Annotated in this window: 18 protein-coding genes; 4 read left to right on the forward strand and 14 right to left on the reverse strand. The window is 53.0% G+C overall.

Features of this window, described 5'->3' with window-relative positions; translation table 11 throughout:
* Position 1: 1 nt before the first annotated feature.
* Together VFA09_11830 and rpiA are read right to left on the reverse strand one after the other, a co-directional pair.
* A complete protein-coding gene (locus VFA09_11830) occupies positions 2-622 on the reverse strand; it encodes an ECF transporter S component (protein HZU67956.1) in 621 nt (206 codons plus the stop codon).
* Between the two features lie 104 nt (positions 623-726).
* Complete coding sequence (rpiA, locus tag VFA09_11835) at positions 727-1,422, reverse strand: ribose-5-phosphate isomerase RpiA (protein ID HZU67957.1); 696 nt, start codon at positions 1,420-1,422, stop codon at positions 727-729.
* 199 nt (positions 1,423-1,621) lie between these two features.
* Between rpiA and VFA09_11840 the strand changes: the two genes are divergently transcribed.
* The gene (locus VFA09_11840; GenBank protein ID HZU67958.1) at positions 1,622-3,610 is read left to right on the forward strand and encodes a response regulator; all 1,989 of its coding nucleotides are present in this window, start codon (positions 1,622-1,624) and stop codon (positions 3,608-3,610) included.
* 137 nt (positions 3,611-3,747) lie between these two features.
* Here the strand turns inward: VFA09_11840 and VFA09_11845 are convergent, their stop codons facing one another.
* The 4 genes from VFA09_11845 to VFA09_11860 all read right to left on the reverse strand — a co-directional run bounded on the left by VFA09_11845 (position 3,748) and on the right by VFA09_11860 (position 8,139).
* Entirely contained in the window at positions 3,748-4,599 is an 852-nt protein-coding gene (locus VFA09_11845; GenBank protein ID HZU67959.1) for a PspA/IM30 family protein, read from the reverse strand.
* A gap of 149 nt (positions 4,600-4,748) precedes the next feature.
* Positions 4,749-6,305, reverse strand: coding sequence for an SPFH domain-containing protein (locus VFA09_11850; protein ID HZU67960.1), 1,557 nt, complete (start codon positions 6,303-6,305; stop codon positions 4,749-4,751).
* A 90-nt stretch (positions 6,306-6,395) separates the two neighbouring features.
* Positions 6,396-7,190 carry a hypothetical protein gene (locus VFA09_11855; GenBank protein HZU67961.1) on the reverse strand — a complete coding sequence of 265 codons (795 nt, stop codon included), beginning with the start codon at positions 7,188-7,190 and terminating at the stop codon, positions 6,396-6,398.
* Between the two features lie 445 nt (positions 7,191-7,635).
* Positions 7,636-8,139, reverse strand: coding sequence for a helix-turn-helix transcriptional regulator (locus VFA09_11860; protein ID HZU67962.1), 504 nt, complete (start codon positions 8,137-8,139; stop codon positions 7,636-7,638).
* A 279-nt stretch (positions 8,140-8,418) separates the two neighbouring features.
* On the opposite strand from VFA09_11860, the gene VFA09_11865 reads away from it, so the two are divergent.
* Positions 8,419-9,225, forward strand: a complete 807-nt coding sequence (locus tag VFA09_11865) for a glycosyltransferase family 2 protein (protein ID HZU67963.1) — start codon at positions 8,419-8,421, stop codon at positions 9,223-9,225.
* A 30-nt stretch (positions 9,226-9,255) separates the two neighbouring features.
* Here the strand turns inward: VFA09_11865 and VFA09_11870 are convergent, their stop codons facing one another.
* From VFA09_11870 to VFA09_11895, 6 genes are all read right to left on the reverse strand, one after another.
* Positions 9,256-11,715 carry a penicillin acylase family protein gene (locus VFA09_11870; GenBank protein ID HZU67964.1) on the reverse strand — a complete coding sequence of 820 codons (2,460 nt, stop codon included), beginning with the start codon at positions 11,713-11,715 and terminating at the stop codon, positions 9,256-9,258.
* Positions 11,716-11,761: 46 nt separating this feature from the next.
* On the reverse strand, positions 11,762-13,201 hold the full coding sequence (gene cysS, locus VFA09_11875) for a cysteine--tRNA ligase (GenBank protein ID HZU67965.1): 1,440 nt from the start codon (positions 13,199-13,201) through the stop codon (positions 11,762-11,764).
* Positions 13,202-14,054: 853 nt separating this feature from the next.
* Complete coding sequence (metH, locus tag VFA09_11880) at positions 14,055-17,642, reverse strand: methionine synthase (GenBank protein HZU67966.1); 3,588 nt, start codon at positions 17,640-17,642, stop codon at positions 14,055-14,057.
* Between the two features lie 39 nt (positions 17,643-17,681).
* Positions 17,682-17,912: a type II toxin-antitoxin system HicB family antitoxin gene (locus VFA09_11885; protein HZU67967.1), complete on the reverse strand. Its 231-nt coding sequence runs from the start codon at positions 17,910-17,912 to the stop codon at positions 17,682-17,684.
* Between the two features lie 105 nt (positions 17,913-18,017).
* Positions 18,018-18,467, reverse strand: coding sequence for a type II toxin-antitoxin system VapC family toxin (locus VFA09_11890; GenBank protein HZU67968.1), 450 nt, complete (start codon positions 18,465-18,467; stop codon positions 18,018-18,020).
* Positions 18,464-18,832: a hypothetical protein gene (locus VFA09_11895; protein ID HZU67969.1), complete on the reverse strand. Its 369-nt coding sequence runs from the start codon at positions 18,830-18,832 to the stop codon at positions 18,464-18,466. The genes VFA09_11890 and VFA09_11895 overlap by 4 nt, the downstream gene beginning before the upstream one ends.
* 252 nt (positions 18,833-19,084) lie before the next feature.
* Here VFA09_11895 and VFA09_11900 point away from each other — a divergent pair, with 252 nt between their 5' ends.
* Positions 19,085-19,528 (forward strand): GNAT family N-acetyltransferase, encoded by a 444-nt coding sequence (locus VFA09_11900; protein ID HZU67970.1) that lies wholly within the window; start codon positions 19,085-19,087, stop codon positions 19,526-19,528.
* Between the two features lie 83 nt (positions 19,529-19,611).
* Here the strand turns inward: VFA09_11900 and VFA09_11905 are convergent, their stop codons facing one another.
* Positions 19,612-20,049, reverse strand: coding sequence for a YbjQ family protein (locus VFA09_11905; GenBank protein HZU67971.1), 438 nt, complete (start codon positions 20,047-20,049; stop codon positions 19,612-19,614).
* Between the two features lie 322 nt (positions 20,050-20,371).
* Here VFA09_11905 and VFA09_11910 point away from each other — a divergent pair, with 322 nt between their 5' ends.
* Positions 20,372-20,944 carry a DUF4232 domain-containing protein gene (locus tag VFA09_11910; protein HZU67972.1) on the forward strand — a complete coding sequence of 191 codons (573 nt, stop codon included), beginning with the start codon at positions 20,372-20,374 and terminating at the stop codon, positions 20,942-20,944.
* A gap of 193 nt (positions 20,945-21,137) precedes the next feature.
* Here the strand turns inward: VFA09_11910 and VFA09_11915 are convergent, their stop codons facing one another.
* Positions 21,138-21,353 (reverse strand): hypothetical protein, encoded by a 216-nt coding sequence (locus VFA09_11915; protein ID HZU67973.1) that lies wholly within the window; start codon positions 21,351-21,353, stop codon positions 21,138-21,140.
* Between the last annotated feature and the right edge of the window lie 150 nt (positions 21,354-21,503).

Below are 21,503 nucleotides of genomic sequence, written 5' to 3' on the forward strand. Positions count from 1 at the left end.
GTTAATAAGGCAATTCATCGCGAGATTTCTTTTCGGGCGCGCGTACAACCCCGCGCCGGACGATGTCTACGGCACGTGCGATAATGACGGTTAAAATCGCAGCCAGCAGCGCTTCCGCGATTGCTTGTGGCAGCACTGCGACGATGATCACCGGAGCGGGAACGCCCGCAAACGGCGCATCTTGCCGCCAGATGCCGAAAGCTAGTACGAATACCGTGTTGGTTGCCGCGCCGATGATACCGGCGGCAAATGCTGCTACATCCCGGTTGACGCGCCTCAATCCTGCATACGTGAGCCAGGAGGTGAGGCCGATCAAAATGCGGGGCACGAATGCCACCAGCGGGTCTTTGAAAAGAGGGATTGGAGAACGTAAGAAGCTGATAAGACCGAAGAAAAAGCCGGTTACCATGCCCACAACCGGGCCTTCCAGCACGCTGCCCAGGATAGTAGGTACGTGTTCGATGGTTGCGCTTGCTGTAAGATTAGGCACCGGGATAAACCCGAGTACAGGCACAATGCCCATTATAATAGTGATCCCCACCAGCACGCCTGCCGCTACGATGCGTTCTGTCGTGAGCGTCCAGGTGCCGGTTGTAGAGGGCATACTTGTAGACTTGCGCAAGTTAGATACTCCTTAAAGGACTCGAAAAGGGAGCTACTATTTTCCCAAGTATACTCAGTATGATGAGCGAGTGTCAAGAAAGCTAGCAGCCAGCAATCGAGATTTTAGAGGGAAATGAGCTTCACTCCATCCGGGCCGCCGATGATGGCTCGCTCGGCCATATGCAAAAATAATCCTGTCTCAACGACCCCGACGATGGCGGAAATTTCCTTGTGGATTTCCCATGGATTGTCGAGGCCGTTGGCAAAGAAACAGTCTACAATGAGGTTGCCGTTATCCGTGCGATAGAGGCTTTCGCCAGCTTGTCTCACACGTACTGCGGCTCCTAATGCCTCTATATGCTGGCTGACCGGGGCTAGCGCGAATGGAATGACTTCAACCGGTACAGGGGTCGCCAGCCCCAATTTTTTCACCAGCTTGGTGACGTCCGCGATTACCACGAAGCGTCGTGAAGCAGCTGCCACGATCTTCTCGCGCAGTAGCGCGCCGCCCCCACCTTTTATCAGATTCAACTGCTCGTCGATCTCATCAGCCCCATCGATGTCAAGGTCAAGTACCGGATGTCTATCCAGGTCTGTTAGCGGGATGCCCAGGCTGCGGGCCAGTTGTTCTGTAGCCTGCGATGTGGGAATGGCACCGGCAATGCGCAAACCGCCGGCAATACGCTGCGCAAGCGCATAGACCATATGCGTTGCGGTTGTGCCTGACCCCAGGCCGATCAGCATTCCATCTTCGACGAGTTTCGCGGCTTCCACGCCGGCCAGGTGCTTCCATGTTTCCTGCTGGCTATCGTGTTGCATGATCTTCTTTTCTTTCTCGCATGTTTAGACTTCAGAATTAAACCTGGTACAATTATACCGCAAGAGGGGCTATCCTGATGCCTGGCACCATGGGTAATCATCGGTGCTATCTACTTGTCATTCTATGCCCATCGTGATACACTCTTCCTTGCATAACAAAACAAAGGACATCGCATGATCATGTCTGATGGTAGTAATCATGGCTAATCAATGGCGTATTCTCGTAGTTGAAGATGAGCAGAATCTCAACCGTTCTAGGATAGAACTCCTGCGTAAGGATGGCTATGCCGTCCAGGGAGTGGCGAACGGTGCTGAGGCGATTCGGCTCCTGTGGACCGAAAACTACGATGTGGTGATCTGCGACCAGAAAATGCCAGACGTGGATGGGTTAGAGTTCTTGCAGTGGATGCGAGCTTTTCGCCCTGATACACGCATGATCATGATTGCCTCCGCTGATTCCTCTATCACGCGAACGCAAGCTCTGGAGGGCGGTGTCGTTAGCTACCTGTTGAAGCCGGTAGATATCCATGTCCTCAAAGAAGAGTTGCGACGCCTGCTCCAGCAGACGGGGTTTTCTGCCAGCCTGGACTCCTTTGATTTACTCGACCTGATCCAGATCATCTCCATGAGCCACAAAACGATTGCGCTGGTGGTCAATACCGGGTTACAAGAAATGGGTACCCTGCGATTTCGGAATGGAGAATTGGTCTGGGCGGAATATGGCATGTTGCGTGGAGAGGAAGCCTTTTTCGCGCTGGCAGCATATAAAAATGGTACGGTCATACACCAGCCCTGGAATGGGCATATAGTATCCAATGTAACGCAACCCCTATCACGTCTGATTCTTCAGGCGCTCCAGTATCGCACCAAGTATGCGACTGTACAGCAACTGAGCGGCGAGCAGGAAGCAATCAGGCCCGCAGAGGTGCGCCAGGATGTAATAGACGATAGTCCTTTCCTTGTTCTATCAGAGGCCCCGCCGCCCGGTGCAGTTGATCCGGCGACCCCTATCACGCCGCTTATGCTGCCAGAAATAGAACCTGCCGCAGAGCCTGCCGTTGCGGCATCTCCTCAACCGGTAGCCAGTGAAGAAAAGGAATGGTGGCAAGAATCAAACGAACATAGAAGAATGATCCGTTCGCAGAAGGCGTACCGTGGAGAGGATGCCGCGGCTGCATCACCATCTCCCGGCAATGGGCATAAGAGCAATAGTGATTTCCCTGCCGCGAGTATTTCGCCCTCTACAGCACGCCGGACAAATGCCGGCCAACGAACCGATCTGCCGGGATGGTTGTTAGAACAGCCAACGCAGTTTGATCTGCCCGCGATGCGCCTGAAACCTTCCGCGGCTACCGGCCATATACCCGCAACACCATTTCAAAAGCCGGTAAAGCCTTCACCCGCGGAGTGGCAACCACCGCAGGCGAATCCAAAAGAAGGGGAGCCACCAACTCCCAGGCAAATGACCGGCCCGCAGCCGGTACCAAAAACAGGCAGCGGACCTCAACCCCGGATTGCCAGGCAAAATATCTATAAAACAGCGAACGAGGCGGCGTCTCCTGAATGGCAATTGCCGGAAGATAATAACGCGACCACCTTACGTCCTGGAGAGAGGCTTAAGAGTCTTACTCGCAAAACTGATGACTTGCATGCGGACGCTCTATACCAGCAGCATACTCCAGTTGTTGGGAAAGGCGATGCGCCCTCTCTAAATGGAAACCATGCGGTAGATCGAGCAGCCCCGCATCGGGAAGCCGGGGTAGCGCCGCTCTGGGGAGCGAATGGCTCGTCCAATGGCTCTCTACACTCTCCCAGGCGCAACTATGCTGCCCTCGTCGCCGCTCTGCAAACACTGGGTTATTCTGTGCCCGGTTTTATAGCTTCGGCAGTGGTCGGCCTTGATGGACAACCCATTGCGCAGGTAGCGGTTGACGACCTGGATATCTCGTTGATGTGCGACTCATTCAGCACGATCATGCGGGGAGCGCTGCTCTCATTGGATCAGGGTAAATGGGGCCAGCTTGAACAGACGGTCATTACAAGCGCTACTCATCATATCCTGTTACGCCTTGTTGGCAACGAGAAAGAAGCCTTTCAAGTGCTGATTACCACGCATGAAATGAATCCCGCAGAAAGCCTGGCCATCATGACAAATGTCGAGGTTGCTATTGCCTCTGCTTTGGGATAGGGACCAGCGCAGAGGCCTGGATGGAGAGACTTGTGAGCGAAACGAAACTACCACCAACTGAAGAAGAGAGACGCAATCACCGCTTTTCGTTCATTGTGGGTATGCTGATTGCGCTGGCGATCATCATCATTTTTGTCCTACTCTTCCATTAGCTTTTTGATGCGCGCAATATCGAGTTCTTGCGCGGTATTGCTCGATGGTTTAGACGGAGAAGATGGCCGCTCAAGTTTGTGCCCCGGGCGTTTCTTTGCCGGCGTGCCATTTTGTGGCTGGGGAGATATCAGCGGTGAAAGATGAGGGTTCCCTTCATCCAGGAGCGGAGTCTCGTTCGACAAGCTTGCCTGCGTTTTGAGGTCTTTCAACTGCTGCTCGACGATCTGCTCATCTGAAAGCTGGTCCAGCTGCATATCCAGGTTTCGTTTGTGCAACTCTGCCATAGCACGGGCGCGCGCTTCTGCCTCTATCACAGCATCCTGGGCACGATTTGCCCGCTCCCTATCTTTCTGGCTGCCGGTTTTCCCAAGCGCATCGAAGACCCGTTGTTGCAGTAGCGCATTGCGCCTGCGCGTAACGAGCAGGTCGATAGTTGTTTCTACCTCAGAAATTTTGGCTTCGAGCTGGCGTAGGGCGCTCCTCATTGTTATGACCAGCTGCTCCTGTTCCTGCTGCTGCTGTTCGTAGCGCTGAGCCTGCCTGATATATTCATTGTAGTGTGTAAGCGCGTCTCGTGCTGCCGGATCATTACTCTGCCGGATGGCCTGCTCTGCCTTCCTCATCCACGTTTGGGCCTCCGCCTTTCTCTCCTGGACGCGCGACTGTAACTTACGGCTCTGGGCGATAGCTGTGGCAACCTGCGTCTTGACCTGGACCAGTTGATTGCGCATATCAAGCTGAAGCTGGCGCAGAGCTTCTTCGGGATCGTCCGATTTCTCAACCACACTATTGAGATTGGCGCGCAACAAGGTGAGCACACGTTCCAGCAAGTTCATTTAGGTCTCTCCCAGATGATTCATTTGTTACAAATACTCTCACCTATCCTCCTGGAAAGGTATAGGCATTCCAAAAATGGGAATTTGTACGTGACACAGATTACGCTGAGCAATCTGCGCCACGTACAATGTTCGGCTGATTCCTGCGCTTATTCGGCTGCTGTAGTGTCGACGGTAGCCCCGGTGCTGTTCGCGCTGGCATTCGCTCCATTTGCGCTGCTCGCGCCATCCTGGCTATCTTGAGTAGACAGCGCGGGAACACGGCTCATCAGGTCGCCGATCCTGGTGCCACTGAGCAACTCGAAGAGCGCCGGTACCTGCGCCACCATGTTCATGATGTCGCCGGTGATGCGGCTGGCTCCCATGCCATTGTTGCCGTTTCCGGTCGAGACAATCGTCACCTTGTCTACCTTGCTCAACGGCTCGGAAATGGCGCGTACAATTTCGGGCATTCCTGTGAGCAGCTTATCGAGAACGGCGGCCTGGTTGTATTCGTGGAATGCCGCGGCTTTGACTTTCATAGCCTCAGCTTCGGCTTCACCTTTAGCGCGGATGACCTCGGCTTCGGCCAGACCTCTGGCGCGGATGACTTCGGCTTCGGCCAGACCGCGAGCGCGATTGGCCTCGGCGTCACCCATACCACGCGCCTTGGCGGCGTCGGCCTGGCCCTGAGCTTCCAGGATCAGGCGCTGGCGTTCTGCCTCAGCAACCGTCTCAACGCGCCTGCGTTCTGCCTCGGCAGCCTTCTGGATTGTGGCTTGCAGCTCGAGTTCGCGACGCTGAATTTCGGCCTGTTGCACTTTGATTTGCGCCTGTTTCTCTACCTCGGTTACTTTGACCGCCTCGGCGATGACCTGCTGCTGCATCATGTTGGCCTGAATATCATATGCCTTATCGGCGGAAGCCTGCTGCTTCTTTACTTCTGCATCGAAAGCCGCTTTTTTCAGTGACAGATTACGCTGCGACTCCGCTTGCAGTGCCAGTGACTCGGTCTCAGCCTTCACACGCTCTTGATCTGCTGCTGACTTCGCAACAGCTGCCTCGCGAGCGGCATTGGCCTGCTGAATCTGCGTATCGCGTTGTGCCAGCGCCGAGGCAATATCCGCCTGCTTGCGAATCTGCACGATCTGCGGGCGGCCCATGTTCGAGATGTAATCGTTCTTATCGCGTACATCTTTAATGGTGAAGGAGATGACTTCCAGACCCATCTTCTCCATATCGGGAGTCACGGTCTTGAGCATCTTGGCACCGACGTTCTCAGGGTCTTTGACCAGGTCCTCAACGGTCAACTGGCCGACGATACCGCGCAGGTGGCCTTCCATTACCAGGCGGATCAACGCTTCGCGTTCCTCCTGGCGTTTGCTGAGAAACTGCTCGGCGGCGGTTTTGACGCTCTCTTCGTCCGAACGTACCTTGATCTGGGTGACGGCCTCAACATTGACGGCCACGCCCTGTGTCGTGTACAGGTCCTGCGATGGGGCAACGTCAAAGGACATCAGCTCGAGCGAGAAATCCTGGGCGCGTTGGTAAAGGGGAATTACGAAGTGCGAACCACCCGTAATCACTTTAGTACCCCCTGCTCCATAAACGATCAGCGCCTGGTTGGGGCCAACCTTACGCAACAATCGCCCGATGGTCTGGATAACAATAATCACAACAACAACAATGGCGATGACGCCAACGATTAAAAGAACAATGGGATCCATAGAATACTACTCCTTTTCTTCTCGTCTTTACCCATCGGGGCAACGCTTGTAGTCGCCCACGTGTGCCACATCGGGTGAGACGTGTAACGCTTATTGTGGATCTTTTCGTTTGATCAATTGCGTGTCTGGTTGATTAGATTCCTCAAGCAATGAACGTAACTTTTCTAACTCATCCGGTGCCGGTGAATTAAAGTGCGTTTCCTCCTCATTGATAAAATGATCCCAGGTATCAACTTCCGCAACGCCGTGCGCGTAGTTAATCACGACTACTTCTGTATCGCGCTCGATACGTCGTCCATCTGTGCTGCGAGCCGCGATGCTCTTGCGCATGCCGCCCGGAGAAACGTAGAGGATTTCACCTATGCCCTGTTCCGGTATAGTCAGGCTGACTTTTCCGAGCAGACCTGTGCGATCCGAGACATCCTGTATCGTCGCACCCTCGCTGTCCCCAAACAGGCGACTGAGCAAGAGTAAGAGCAACGCGGCGATAATTATTCCACTGGCGCCTGCCAGCACCAGCGTCACAGCAGACATCAGGTGGCCGGCAGTGTGAAACAGGTAGCCGAAGAATCCGAATCCCAGCAGGAAAAACATCACCGAGGTGATGTTGACGTAAGAGAAAAAGGTTGCCAATCCTCCTGCTGAGTTATGCGCTGTGGAAGTATGGGCGTGCGCGTTTGTCGCGGGGGCATGAGCTATCGCATGACCATGAGCCGAGGTGTGCATCACTGCTGTATGATGGCCCACATGCACCCCTGTATGGTGTCCGGGACTATGCGCACTGCCATGCCCAAGGTTCCCCAGCAGGGCAGTCACGATGAAGAAGAGCAGCCCGACGAGGAAACAGGCAATAAAAACAAGTGATAACGGGTCGGTCGCAATCATAAGATGTTCCCTCCTTTATATTCGGAAACATTTTTAGCACATGTACGGGAACGGTCCATACGTTCAATCAGACCAACAATACTGGTCAGTATACCAGATATGCCTAGAACCACTGCAAGCAACAGGCAAAGCAATTGAGATGGCATACCTATCAACGCCAGGAGTGGAAATAGATTGTTCGTATAGAAGCTGGCAATAAGCAGGAGAAGCGTGCATCCTGATAGCGTTAAGGGCACCAATACTGGATGCCTTCTTAGCAGAGCATGCCGTTGCAGCCTGCTCATGCCCTGTTGGCCAGAGGGGGGGATATGCTGGCCCTGGATCATAAGTGACTCCTTCGTTTCATCGAAAAGTAATGGCATTGTGACACGCTTGTAGGGGCGAACAGAAATTACCTCTACCCCAATACTATAGACGTAGTATCCTTACAAAATTACAATCTCGCTCAGGCAGCATCATCCGGTTCCGGCTCATCACCCGGTTCTGTTTTAATGGCGCTCAAGAGGGTTTCTAATGCCTCAAGAGGTATATCCATCAGCTCATAGAAAAGCGCAATATAACGGCGCGGTTCCTCGACGCCCGCAAGTCGTTCGAAAAATGCCTGGATCACGGGTTCGGCATGCCATTCTTCTGCGCTTGCCTCCAGCCAGGTAATCAGGCGGTCGCTTTCATCCTGTATATCAGTCATCAGATCAGTGCTATAATCAGGAGGATCACTCACCAGGTATCCTGGATGCACCTTAAAAAATCGCGACAGTAGATCGCGGCTCGATGCGGTCAAATGGACTCTTTTCCCGTTCTCTATTTGTGACAGGTATGCCTGGCTAATGCTTTCATTTAGCTCCTCTTGCATTGCTTTCACAACTTCCATCTGCGTCATTGGCCGGTTATAGCCGCGTAGCTCGCCCTCGACCTCGCGCAAGTGTTTGATTTTCTCAGAAAGGTTCATTGTATTCTCTATCCTCACATAACTATCTGCTATACACAAATATAACTGATTGCTATGACTTTGTCAAGTAGGATTTGCTTACATCTATCATGGATTTTGCTCCCGTATCATAAGCTGTTGTATAATACGAGCGTATTGATTGGTCCCTCTGAATTCAGAAGAAACACGGAACTTTTATCATTGGTTGTCGTTGATATTATCAAGAGTTTGGTGAAACGCGCTTTCGGGGGGGACCTGTCCCGGTTCAATATGCAGTTAGGAATATTCGCCTTGAAAAATATGATCACGAGATGCAGCCTTTCCGCTGTTTTGCCGGCGCATAACGAGGAGGAGGCGATAGCCAGCACAGTGCATGGGGTCATCGACACACTTTCCGCCTGGATGCAAGACTTTGAGGTTATAGTTGTGGATGATGGCAGCCAGGATCGTACAGGCGTCATCCTGGATACTATCGCCGAGACGCATCCCTGCCTTAAAGTGATACGTCATGCTACCAATCAGGGATATGGCGCTGCTCTGGTGAGTGGCTTTGAGGCGGTTAGCAAAGACCTGGTTTTTTTCATGGATTCGGATGGCCAGTTTGACATCCATGACCTGGAGCGTTTCTTCCCACTGCTTGAAGAATATGATGCTGTCCTGGGGTACCGCATGAACCGCCAGGATACGTGGATGCGCAAGTTGAACGCCTGGGGCTGGAAAATACTGGTGGGCATGGTTTTTGGGGTCTACGTGCGTGACGTGGATTGTGCATTCAAGCTGTATCCGGCCCAATTTTTCCGCGAGCACCGCCTGGAGACGCGGGGGGCCATGATCAATACCGAGATCCTCTATAAGTTTATTCGCGCGGGCTATACTTATACGCAGGTCGGTGTGCATCACCTGCCGCGCAAGGGCGGTCGCGCCACCGGCGCCAAACCGGCGGTGATTATGCGGGCATTTCGTGAACTGGTCGTCTTCGCCTGGAAATGGCATCGCGAAGAGAAAATGCAGGAGCGCGAGCAAGAGAAATTACTTCGAACACAGAAAAAAACGCGCCTGCCAGCGGTCGAGGTCCAGGCCGAGAAGGTCAAATCGCCCGATGTGTAGGGGCGCCACAAGGGTCGCCCGCCTGGACAATCAACGTTTGGGTGGTATCATCTCAAGCGTACCCTCGGCATTTTCCTCGATGGCACTGCGCTCGAAGAGCATGGGGTGGTGTTCGACGCGCCGCCAGGGCCGTATGAAGTCGGCATAATGTTTGCTGGCGGGATGACCGGATTGCCCCGGAGCATGGCCGGAAAGCGAGGCGCCCATATCCGCCAGGTTGACAATCTGCCGGTATGATGGCACGGTAAGCACGACTTCTGGCTGGTTGGGTAACGATGCCCCCATATTGACCGTATTGATATCTCCCCCTATACCATATGGGCCGCGATTGAAGATTTTATCGAGCGGTTTTACCCTTCCCAATGGATGCGCATAAATCATTTTATGGATGTTGCCATATTTCCAGCGAGAAATATCTGGGCCAAATTTTTCTCGTAGGTCCTCGACGGCGGCATGAAACGCGCTTGAAAGTGCCGCATCCCATGATTTCGGGCCATTAAGAATGCTTGAGTTGGCAAACCAGGCATCGTCATGCTCGTTCATCAGGCGAATGAGGAGTGCCTTGTTGCGACTATCAAAGCCGTTGACGGGCGCGAGAATGGTTGTGCCGGTGCCAAGGTACATATTCAACAACTCCTCGTCGTTGCCGAGCACAGCACCAAAGACGAGGCGTTCCACTTTATAAAGGAAAGTGGCGTAGATTGCCGCGGCTGCGCTATCGGCGGACAATATGTAGTTCCACGCGCGAAGAGCGTCCAGCGCATCCTTTTCCAGCGGAGTAGTAGGCGACAGGTTTAAGATATGTGGAACGATCTCGACAGCAGGCAGAGAATAGTAATCGGCCTGGATAGCGGCCATATCCGAGAGGGCCAGCCTGCCCTTGCTGGTAAGCAGGTCACGTATTCTTTGCGCGCGGTAGCCATTCAACCATTCATGCGTAATATAGTAGGGATAGTTATCGTCTACGACGCGGTTATTGGCGGTAACGATGAAATGTTGAGCGGGATTGAATATCTGGGGCAGTTCGTCGAAAGGGATATAACCTTTCCATTCGTACTCCCCGGTCCAGCCGGGCGCGGGAAGTAGCGCCTGGCCTTTCGTGCGAATAGGAATAGCACCGGCCATGATATAGCCGATATTGCCCTCGATATCGGCATAGACGAAGTTTTGCGGGGGCGTGTCCCAATTTTGTAGCGCCTCGCGGAATTCTTCCCAATTTGTCGCCCTGTCCAGCATATGCGCGGCTGAGATGATCCTATGCGATTCTGCTCCTGTCCAACGGATTGCCAGGGGTAGCTCGGCCTGCTCTGCGCGCGAGCCGTTATTGCCGCTCTTGCCATTTGTGGAAGGTAGGGAAAGATGTGTCAGGATCGGGCCATGGCGAGTTACGCGCACTTCCTCAATCACGGGGTCTTTAGCGCCTTTTACGCGGATCTCTTCGCGAATAACCTGGGCGTCTTCCCATTGGCCTTGAAATTCATATTGGTTGGGATTCTGTGGGTTGAATTTTTCGATATAAAGGTCTTCGATATCGGATATGGCATTGGTCACTCCCCAGGCTATGAAGCGGTTATGCCCGATGATAATCCCTGGCGTACCCGGAAAACTTGCCCCTACTGTATCTATATCCCCCGCGACCAGGTGGCATTCGTACCAGATGGAAGGAGCGACCTGCCCAAGATGAGGATCGTTACAGAGCATTGGCTGGCCGGTGGTGGTCATGGTTCCATCAACTACCCAGTTATTGCTTGCGCCCATCAGCCCAAAGCCGCTGAGTTGGCGCAGCTGCGCATATTGTTCTAGAATTGTGGAGTTGACGCCCCGGTATTCAACGCCGGGTGGGATAATCAATGGATGCTGAGAGTCGTAGCCAGCCTCAAGTTTCGCCGCTCGTTCTGCTCCCACTTTTGCGACGATGCGGGCGCGGATCACCTCGGTTTCCCAGTTGCCGCCGAGGTTCCAGGCCATCATCTTCGACCATTGAATGCTATCCTCGATGCGCCATGGCCCCGGTTTGAAACGCAGCAAGGTAAATTCGATGGGCAGCTTATGCGTGTGGTGTTCGATATAGGCATTAATGCCAGCGGCATAGGCTTCTAGAATGCGCTTGCTGTGTTCCGGCAATTGAGCAACAGCAGCACTGGCCGCGCGATGTAATCCCAATCTGCGCGTGAAACGGTCGGCTTCAAGCGCTACTTCACCGAATATTTCTGCGAGGCGACCGGACCCGATACGCCGGTTGAGTTCCATCTGCCAGAGCCGTTCCTGCGCGTGAATATAGCCCTGGGCAAAAAACAGATCATCCTCATTCTGCGCGTAGATATGAGGCACACCATAGCGATCCGTAATGACTTCAACGTTTTCGTGCAATCCCTCCAGGCGTACTTTTCCTTTCCTCTTTGGGAGTGGACGACGCATCAGCATATAGTAAGCTCCTCCGGTCAAACCGGCCAGACCTGCCGCTGCCGTTTTTTGCCACCAGGATGCCATGGTTTGTGCCTCCTTATCCAGGCTAACAGAGGCTTCTTTTAAGCCTCTAAACTAACTCAGTTCCTTGAGCTGTATCGCGTACCTCAAAGCCAAGCGCCTTGAGTTGATCGCGTAATTGATCAGAACGTTTCCAGTCGCGAGCAGCACGCGCGGCATCGCGCTCGCGCACCAGTGCAAGTACCTCTTCGCTGAGCGCGCGCGGTGTTTTTGATTCGACGGTATCCAGGCGCAGGCCCAGTACTCGATCAAAGTCGAGGATCAGGCGATGTCGTTCTTCCGGCGCAATCTTATTGTTCCGCGCTACCTCGCGCGTGATGCTCAACGCGGTCGGCAGCTCCAGATCATCGTTGATGGCCATGTGGAAAGCATCGCGTACCTGCTGTGCTGCCTCCGACCATGGCTCCTGTAAAGAAGATGCTTCCACAGGTGGAAGTGAGGCAATATCGGCGCGCAGGTTGTTCAAGCCATTCTGCGCAGCTGTGATCGACTCATCTGTGAAGTTCAACTTTGAACGGTAATGAGCGGTCAGCAGCAGGTAACGATAAGCCATCGGATCGATTCCGGCTTCTTTCAGGGTGCTTACCAGGATCACATTTCCCTTGGAGCGGGACATTTTGGTTGTCTCGCCCTTGCCGATATTCAGGAACTCACCATGCACCCAGTACTGCACGGGCGGTTTGCCGCTCACGCCCTCGCTCTGCGCAATCTCATCTTCATGATGCGGGAAGATCAGGTCAATGCCGCCGGTATGGATATCGAATTGCTCGCCCAGGTATTTAGTCGCCATCGCTGAGCATTCGATGTGCCAGCCAGGGAAACCAATGCCCCAGGGACTCGGCCAGTTCATCTGCCGGCTTTCATCTCCATGCTTCCAGAGGGCGAAGTCCTCCGGCGCCTCTTTATCCTCGGCGATTTCTAACTGCACGCGTCCACTGCCTCCTGCTTGCAGGTTTTCAACCGTATTGCCGGAGAGCTGCCCGTAGAAAGGGAAGCTGCTGACATCGTAGTAGACATTGCCATCTACAACATATGCCAGACCGCGCTCGATCAGCTTCTCCGTCATGACCTGCATCTCCGGGATATGGTCGGTCGCCTTCGGGTTCAACTGCGGCGGCAGGATATTCAGTTCAGCCGCGTCACGCATGTATTGACGCGTGTAGTAATCGGCAATTTCGTAAGCGGAACGACCTGTTGTACGCGCTTCGTACTCCAGCTTATCTTCACCGCTTTCCTCTGTATCATTTTGCAGGTGGCCGACATCGGTAATGTTGCGCACCAGTAAGACATCGTAGCCGTTGTATTCAAGCATACGGCGCAGCCAGTCGGTCATGATAAACGTGCGGAAGTTGCCGATATGAATGTCTTTGTAGACGGTCGGTCCGCAAGAATAGATGCCGACCCGCGGTGGATGCAGCGGCCGGAACAGTTCTTTATTTCTAGTCAAAGTGTTATACAGGTAAACCGGTATGGTCGAAATGTTTGTCATGAGCATATATCTCCTCTAGATTGGTAGCGTTTTCACGCGTAAAGGTTCATTACAGTGAGGGGTAGTAGCTCAGACAGGGGACGTGCAAGAGGACGTTACGCGACGTAATATCTTACGCTCCTAAAGAAAAGAAGGCACGTCTTTACGTTCGCAGAGTGCTGAGCTACCCGTGTTGCCTCTGCGAACGCCAGGACAGGTGCAATAATGTCTTTCGTAATTCACGATCTTCTCCAAACATGTTAGCTCAGACTTCAGAGTATCACTTGTAACCAGTATATCATATCTATCCCCGCCGGTATAGACCTATCTGGCCTTTATTTTTATGAATCTTTTAAAGCTCAAGAAGAAAAACGCTGCCTGCTTTGGAAGGACGGAGCAAGGAGACTCGGAACATAACGAAGGAGAAGCTCATTAACTATTATACTTTAGATTTCCATTCGCAAATACATGTAATTGAGCATTTATAATTATGTAATGTTAAGAGCACTTTTGGGAATGATCATAGGTGAGCGATATTGAGATACTATTCACTATTTCGAATGCTCATCGGTGCAAAGCGTTATAGTATTTTCAATTTCTTTAGCGATGTACGTCCTATATAAGTAGAGGAGTTACAGGAAGGCGACCCCAGATTTTGACGGCTTATTTCTGCTTTCTCAAGTCGCTTTACAGCTGGCGCATCAAAAAAATTTGTCTATGCCGGGAAATACTAATAAAGCATTTTTGAAAGGAGAACAGGCGTTGCAGCGCAATACACCTCGATTCCAGGACCCGCTGCCACCAGGCCCTGGACCCACCGACGACGACCCGGATGACGAAGATGGTGATGGAGATCAAGAAGCCTCATATATAATTACTGTGTTGTCAGAGCTTCCTCAGCGATTGCTCTGATGGCGAAGTAGACAGCCTGCGGGTGATGCACGACAATAGCAGCCGTCGATTGCTCAGGAACTAACTGGTAGGCTTCTGTCAGGTTGACGCCAATGCTGGCCTGGACGGGCAGCAGTTGGAAAACTTTTTCGTGGTCTTCAAGATCGGGAATGGCCGGATAGCCCCAGCTATAGCGCCTCCCTCGTGTGCCTTCCAGCCCGAGTTCCTGTCGAATCACGCGGTTCGTATATTCGGCCAATCCTTCCGCCATTTCGACTGCCAGCCCGTGAGTGTAATAGGCTTCGGCATAATTTCCTGCCTGCTGCAATTCATGCACATAATCGCTGGCCGATTGCCCCATGGTGACGACCTGAAGTGCCACCACATCGATTTTTCCGCTATCTACCGGGGCGAAATAATCGGCGAGACACAGGCGGTCGCGTTCTCCTTGCCGGGGAAAGTGAAATCGAGTGATCTCCCGCCCTTGCTTGCTGCTACCCGAGAAATTCTGTGGGTCATAGATGATCAGATCGTTGCCATGAGATTGGCAGGGGAAGTAGCCATAGACCACTTTCGGCTGCAAGTAGCGGCGCTGCCTGGCTTCGAGCAGCATGCGCTCCAGCCTCGGCTGGAACTCCTCGTCGACGAGGCGCGCGAATTCAGCTCCATGCGCTTTGCCACCCCAATGCAGCCGGTAGAGTGTATTGAGGTCCATACATGCCGCGACATCCTCGATGCCAATACGCTCCAACACTCTTGGACCCCAGAACGGTGGCTTTGGGATAGAGATATCGCGTCGAATGCTGGATGAAGGCACATCTGCGCCTCCTCTTGAACGAGCAGTATCTTCTGATGCAGGAGCCGCCTTCTTGAAGCGTTCTCGCAGCGCCTCTTGCTGAATCTGCTCGACAAAGCTGGCTCGTTCTGCCGGATCGCCCGTCAGCCTGTCCACAATTTCCAATCCTTCGAAAGCGTCGCGAGCGTAAAACACGCCCGGTTGATAAGGGACAGGCGTTGAATCCGGTGCCTGTTCATCGACGAAGAGGATACGACGCCCATAGGAGCGATTGATGGCTGCACCACCCACGATAACCGGGAACTTCAGGTCGCGTTTGTGTAATTCTTTGACGCAGAGCGGCATCTGCTTAGATGTGCTGACCAGTAGGGCAGAGAGGCCGATGGCATCGGCATTGACCTCGATGGCCTTATCCAGAATAGTGTTGAGCGGCACCTGCTTGCCAAGGTCGTAAACGGTATAGCCATTATTGCTCAGGATGGTATTGACCAGATTTTTGCCGATGTCATGCACATCGCCAAAGACGGTGGCCAGTACCACCTTGCCTTTCGTATAGCCTTCCTTTTTCTCAAGGAAACATTCCAGGCAGGCTACCGCGCGCTTCATGACTTCGGCTGATTGTAGCACGAACGGTAGAATCAGTTCGCCCGCGCCGAAGCGGTCGCCCACGTCTTTCATAGCTGGCAGCAGAATGGTGTTGAGAACATTGACGGCAGCTTCGCTTTTAGGAATGCCCATCTCAGCGGCCCGTTCCTCGATGGCCTGCTCGATCAATGGCTCGATACCCTCTTTGCGGCGGTGCAGGATTTGCCAGTGAATGCGCTCCGCCGTATTCATACCTTCGGTTGGGTCGGCCTTTGTACTACTGTCACCTTTTTGCGGCTCGTGCGCCTCGAAGTAAGCAATGTAATTCGGCAGCGCGTCGGGGCGATTGTAGATCAGGTCTTCCGCCAGCTGGCGCTGTTCAGCATCTATTTCCGCGTACGGGGTGATGTGCGTAGGATTGACAATAGCGGCATCAAGGCCAGCTTTGACCGCGTGATACAGGAAAACGCTGTTGAGAACGGCGCGCGCGTGCGGCTTTAAGCCAAATGAAACGTTGCTGACGCCGAGAATGGTCAAGACACCCGGCAGTTCGGCTTTCACGCGCTTGATCGCCTCCAGCGTTTCAATTGCTGCCGTCTGCAACTCTTCCTGGCCGGTTGTAATGGGAAAGGTAAGCGTATCGAAGATGAGCGCATTGGGAGCCAGTCCGTATTCGTGGACGCAGATATCATAGATTTTGTGGGCGATTTCGACTTTGCGCGCGGTCGTTTTGCCCATGCCTATCTCGTCGATGGTGAGCGCGACGACGGCAGCGCCATGTTCGATTGCCAGGGGAAGGACGCTCTCGATGCGCTGGCGACCGTTCTCCATATTGATGGAATTGATGATAGCGCGGCCAGGATATGTCTCCAGGGCAGCTTTTATCACCTCCGGCTCGGTCGAGTCGATTACCAGGGGCGCTTCGATGCCCATGGAGAGCTTTTTAATGGTCTTTGCCATCTGGTCTGATTCGTCTACACGCTCGGTAAGCGCGACACACACATCCAGCACGTGCGCTCCACCCTCAACCTGTTCGCGCGCGATATTCAGCAGTGTGTCATAGTCGTCTTGAAGCAGCGCCTGTTTTGCTTTGCGGCTCCCCTGGCTATTGACGCGCTCTCCGACCAGCAATGGCGGTGGGTCTTGCTGCAAAGCGGTGGCACGTATGCCGCTGGAGACGAATGGCAATGATATATTCGCGAATACTTTGTTGTTGCAGTTGTTATCCGCTACAGGCCGTGGCCGGCGTGGAGCAGTGCGGCAGGCTTTAACGATGGCGCGCAGGTGCTCGTGGCTATTGCCGCAGCAGCCGCCAACGATGTTGACGCCAAATTCGGTGATGAAATCGCGCAGCGCCACAGCCATTTCCTCCGGCCCGGTAGGATAGACGGCGAGGCCGTTGACGTTGAGCGGAATGCCGGCATTGGGGATGGTCGAGATGGGCAAAGGACAATTTTCTGCCAGGAAGCGTACCGGCTCGCGCATGTAATCGGGGCCGGTTGAACAATTCAAGCCAATAATATCGACTCGCAGGCCAACAAGCGTCGTCATGACGGCGGCGATATCGGTGCCGAGCAGCATACGCCCGCTGGTGTCGAGCGAAACCTGGGCCTGAATAGGTACAGAGCGACCTACCTGTTGCATGGCACAGCGAAGCCCCGTAATCGCGGCCCGTACCTCCAGCATATCCTGGCTGGTTTCGATGAGCAGCACGTCTACGCCGCCTTCCAGCAAGGCGGCTGCCTGCTCGCGGAAGATTTCTACAAGCTGCTGGTACGTGATATTGCTCAAAAGCGGGTCATTGGATGATGGTAGCATACCTGTAGGGCCAATCGAACCGGCGACAAAGCGTGGCTGTTCAGGGGTGCTGTAAGCATCGACCAACCTTCTTGCCAGTTTTGCGGCAGTCAGATTAATTTCGTGCGTCAATGCGCCAAGGCCATATTCATCGAGTTTGAGACGGCTACCGGTAAAAGAATCGGTTTCCAGCACATCACAACCGGCTTCGAGAAAGCCGGTATGAATTTCTTCGATGACAGAGGGTTTTGCGAGTACAAGATATTCATTGCAGCCCTCGGTCGCCTGACCGCCATAATCTTCTGCCGTCAGTTGATAGCGTTGTATATTCGTGCCCATGGCGCCATCGTAGATTAAGACGCGCTGCGCCAGGGCTTGAAGAAATCTACTCATTGAACCCTCCGATCTTATACCCTGCACTCAATAAGTGTATCAAGCTCTTAAACGGGGAATAGTCACATCCATGTAGCGAGCCACAGCACGCGGTCTGGGAATTGGCCTGTGATTTGCGATCATTCCCTTTACATGCAATCCCATTGCTTCGCGCATGTTCTTTTCGACATCTTCTAATGTCTCGCCTGTCGCGACACATCCCGGTAAATCGGGGGCATAAGCGCTATAGTTATTCTCCCCTTTTTCAATGACGACGAGAAAGTGATACATGATATTTGTTCCTTTAAGCGGGGGTATTGTTTCAAGTATGCGGTTGTTTGTCTTGTTGGTACCTGCCATTATATCACGCGAGATTTATTGGTTGTCCTCTTATTACTATGATGAGGAAGGTGAGTAGCTCTCTAATGTACGCACCCAATCCAGTTGTCCTTTTACTGATCTCCATAGCCGCGTATCGGATGTCCAGAGTTCGCAGCCTTGCTGTTCTGCAAATGCCAGGTAGTGAGCGCCGTATGAGGCTGGTAAGCCATAGTGCTCGGCCAATGCCATTGCTCGAATATTGAAAGATGAGTTTTTTGAAAGAACGAGCTTAACGGTTCTAAATATGAGTTTAATACCGATTTTTGCAGTATCCGAGCTGATTCTACCAGCACGTACCTCCCGATAGAGAATATTGGTTATTTCATAAGCGAGCAAAGCAGGAGCTTTTATCTCCACACCCTGATTTACCCACTCTGCCAGTAATGCTCGGGCCGTCTTTGAGTCCGCTTCGGTAATTGCCCATTTGAGAGCGATGCTTGCGTCAACAACAACTATTTTATTCATTGTTGCTCTCTTAATTGCTCAAGATATCGAGCACGTTCTTCACGTTGTTGGCGAAGGACTTCAGCAGAATCTTCAAAGATGTGTCCTCCGCTTTCCCGTACGACCCGTGCATGTAAGCGGTCAACCTCTTCTAAAATATCGGGTGATAAAGGTTGCCAATCTTGTTGTGTTTCATCCTCATCATCAGGTACCGTCTCCTCCAGAATACGCCCCAGGTACTCGCTGATCGATAGATCGTTCTGTGCCGCCGCCAGTTTGATGCGCCGGCGCAATTCGGGCGTGACATCTATCGTGATGCGCGAGCGTTTTGCGGGCCTGTTTTCCGCGTCGTCTTTGTAGTACATATCTTCCTTCCGTAGTGCCATGCTTGAATACACCTGCCTCTCTACAAGTTTTTCTAAGTAGGCTTATTACAGCACATCCAGGGCGACACGTCAATAACTCTCCCTGGCTACATGTATATTTGGTGACGATATGACACCAATTTTTCAATTATGCTGCTATCATCTCATGTTTAAAATGGCTTATTCCGCGTGAGCTTTATTGGCTGTTGCCTCAGAGCTTATTTTCGGTAAAGATTGCTTACATGAATCGATACTACCTTTGGAGGTTTAAATATGGCTGAAGAATGGAAACGTGCAGAATATCTCATTAGCACAGATAAAAACAAGCTCGATCTCTCAGTAGTGCATGATTTTTTGACGACTTCGTATTGGGCAGCAGGCATCCCTATGGAAATTGTGAAAAAATCTGTTGAGCATTCACTTAATTTTGGCGTCTACTACGAGAGGCAGCAGGTAGGCTTTGCCCGTGTTATCACGGATTATGCCACGTTTGCCTACATCGGCGATGTGTTTATCCTTGAGGAATTTCGCGGGCGCGGTTTGAGCAAGTGGTTATTGGAGGTCATCGCGAATCATCCTGAACTGCAAGGACTGCGCAGGTGGTTGCTGCTGACAAGGGATGCTCATGGATTGTATGAGAAAACCGGATTCGTCAGGCCAAAGACGCTGGAGCGCTACATGGAGAGGCATTTCCCGGATGTTTATAAACCGAGATAATTGCAATACCTTATGAGCAGTCTGCAAGGTAAAGGCGCAGGTTCCAGGACAATCTCAATGATGTCCTGGAACCTGTATTTCTTCTAACCCGCGGGGATCATCACACGGCCCTGTCCTGTTGGGGGCATGTTGGGGCCGCTGCCAACCCAGCGTACTGCCGTGCCTATAGCGGTCACTTCCATCCATTCGCTGTTATGCAAAAACTCTATCTTGATATCGACACCGATCACTCCGTCTGCTCCAAGCTGGTCGGCCTCGAATTGCATGCGGCTCAATGCCAGCTCGCGTGCCTGGTACATCAGTTGTGAATACTCTTTCAGTTCGCCCTGGAAATTGCTCTTGACTCCGACTAACCAGTTGCGAATCGCTCCCATCGAGTAGATGCAGTTCCCGATGACCAATCCCATCGGTTGAAAGCCTTTATCAACCACGAGCCAGAACTCCTGGCCGGTCAGGTCGGAGGTAAAGGCTCGTCCTCGATAGCCCGGTCGAATATCCATCGCGTTACGCGGTTCACCCATAGTACTCTGCCTCGCTTTCCTTTCATATAGCCAGATCGCATCGCATAAAACAATACCTGTGCTTGCTAGCATAGGGTATCAATTGTAAGGATGTCAACAGTCGCAGAGCAATTTCTGATATGGTGTAGGGGTTTGGAGGGCGCGGGCGCAATCGATCTCATGTATGACTGTGTGTAAAGGGGTTGGAGGGCGGCCATAAAGGAATGCGGAGATGTGATATGATGAAGAGTCATAGGTGCAACGGCTGTAGCAGCACGTTCTTTACGAGGTGTAACACAGATGAGAGGTTCGGTTGATGCCGAACCAAAAGGAGAAGGTTCCGATGAACCCCCATCACCTGGTTAGAGGGATATTCTGGTTCCTCTGGCTGTGCTCAGTGGCCTTAGTCCTCGGTGGGTGCGCACACGCCTCGTCTTCGGCTGGCTTGACACCGACCGTGCCAGCGCCACGGGTATCGCCTTCGGCTCCGGCTCCCTGTCAAACCCAGCAACTCCGGCTCGCTTTTGACAAAAGCGCTGCCGCTATGAGCAACGATGGCGCGCAGTTTGTCCTGGCGAACCAGTCGAAGGAGGGTTGTACGCTCTCCGGCTATCCAGCGCTCCAGCTCCTCGATGCTCGACACCAGCCCATCCGAGCACAGGTTGTGCCATCCACGGAGGCCTATCTGTATATCACACATGTGCCCCATCGGTTTGTCCTTCAGGCAGGGAAGAAGGCGTATTTCGTGGTCGAGTGGGGTAACTTAGGCGACTGTGCATCTGCGCCGGCGTTTCTGCGCGTCACGCCGCCGGGCAATCAGACGCCTCTGCTGCTCGCTTTCCGGTTCTGTCCCTACAAGGATGACGTGGAAATCTCTCCACTAGAGCCGGATCAGGTTCTGGGTGTGTTTGCCTGAGCAGGTGGTTCTTTATCGTTTTTCTCTCAACTCTCTACTTCCAGGCTGCTTAGAAGGCCTGGGCGAGTGAGAGAGGAACCTCTTGATCCTTGTCTGGAGCAAACGGACTCCCAATTGGAACGAGCCACGGCAGTCGGAGATTCCAGGCCTTCTGTCCTTCTTTTCACTCTTCCAGGCATAGCCAGAGGGCTCTTCACGGGCGGGAAAGGCTCTGGCGGATTTCCGCCGCGTGCTCCTGGAAATGGGCGCGATAGGAGCGCAGGATGATCTCAATGGTGCGATATTCCCCGTGGAACGGCCCTCCAGTCGCAAGCAGAGCTAGAAAGTCGCTTCTAGTCGCTTCCAGCTCTGCCCGCACACTGTCTTGCAGGGAAGCAGAGGGAGAGGAAAAGGATTGCGACTCTGACATGTCTTCTCCTCCTCATCGTCTGTGTAGGATTGTCCCCTCTCTCACTCGTCCAGACAAGCGCAGTGGCGCGAAAGTCGCCGCGTATCAGGAGGGGTGAAAAGCGCTCTGGCTATGTCTATCACTCTTCCTTATGCTCTCCCTATTGTACCA

The sequence above is a fragment of the Ktedonobacteraceae bacterium genome, assembly GCA_035653615.1.
Taxonomy (GTDB): domain Bacteria; phylum Chloroflexota; class Ktedonobacteria; order Ktedonobacterales; family Ktedonobacteraceae; genus DASRBN01.

What these genes read in the sequence shown, in the direction of transcription:
- rpiA (HZU67957.1), bottom strand. Translation starts at nt 1,422, where the DNA reads ATGCAACACGATAGCCAGCAGGAAACATGGAAGCACCTGGCCGGCGTG.
- VFA09_11840 (HZU67958.1), top strand. Translation starts at nt 1,622, where the DNA reads ATGGCTAATCAATGGCGTATTCTCGTAGTTGAAGATGAGCAGAATCTC.
- VFA09_11845 (HZU67959.1), bottom strand. Translation starts at nt 4,599, where the DNA reads ATGAACTTGCTGGAACGTGTGCTCACCTTGTTGCGCGCCAATCTCAAT.
- VFA09_11850 (HZU67960.1), bottom strand. Translation starts at nt 6,305, where the DNA reads ATGGATCCCATTGTTCTTTTAATCGTTGGCGTCATCGCCATTGTTGTT.
- VFA09_11855 (HZU67961.1), bottom strand. Translation starts at nt 7,190, where the DNA reads ATGATTGCGACCGACCCGTTATCACTTGTTTTTATTGCCTGTTTCCTC.
- VFA09_11860 (HZU67962.1), bottom strand. Translation starts at nt 8,139, where the DNA reads ATGAACCTTTCTGAGAAAATCAAACACTTGCGCGAGGTCGAGGGCGAG.
- VFA09_11865 (HZU67963.1), top strand. Translation starts at nt 8,419, where the DNA reads ATGATCACGAGATGCAGCCTTTCCGCTGTTTTGCCGGCGCATAACGAG.
- VFA09_11870 (HZU67964.1), bottom strand. Translation starts at nt 11,715, where the DNA reads ATGGCATCCTGGTGGCAAAAAACGGCAGCGGCAGGTCTGGCCGGTTTG.
- cysS (HZU67965.1), bottom strand. Translation starts at nt 13,201, where the DNA reads ATGACAAACATTTCGACCATACCGGTTTACCTGTATAACACTTTGACT.
- metH (HZU67966.1), bottom strand. Translation starts at nt 17,642, where the DNA reads ATGAGTAGATTTCTTCAAGCCCTGGCGCAGCGCGTCTTAATCTACGAT.
- VFA09_11885 (HZU67967.1), bottom strand. Translation starts at nt 17,912, where the DNA reads ATGTATCACTTTCTCGTCGTCATTGAAAAAGGGGAGAATAACTATAGC.
- VFA09_11890 (HZU67968.1), bottom strand. Translation starts at nt 18,467, where the DNA reads ATGAATAAAATAGTTGTTGTTGACGCAAGCATCGCTCTCAAATGGGCA.
- VFA09_11895 (HZU67969.1), bottom strand. Translation starts at nt 18,832, where the DNA reads ATGGCACTACGGAAGGAAGATATGTACTACAAAGACGACGCGGAAAAC.
- VFA09_11900 (HZU67970.1), top strand. Translation starts at nt 19,085, where the DNA reads ATGGCTGAAGAATGGAAACGTGCAGAATATCTCATTAGCACAGATAAA.
- VFA09_11905 (HZU67971.1), bottom strand. Translation starts at nt 20,049, where the DNA reads ATGGGTGAACCGCGTAACGCGATGGATATTCGACCGGGCTATCGAGGA.
- VFA09_11910 (HZU67972.1), top strand. Translation starts at nt 20,372, where the DNA reads ATGAACCCCCATCACCTGGTTAGAGGGATATTCTGGTTCCTCTGGCTG.
- VFA09_11915 (HZU67973.1), bottom strand. Translation starts at nt 21,353, where the DNA reads ATGTCAGAGTCGCAATCCTTTTCCTCTCCCTCTGCTTCCCTGCAAGAC.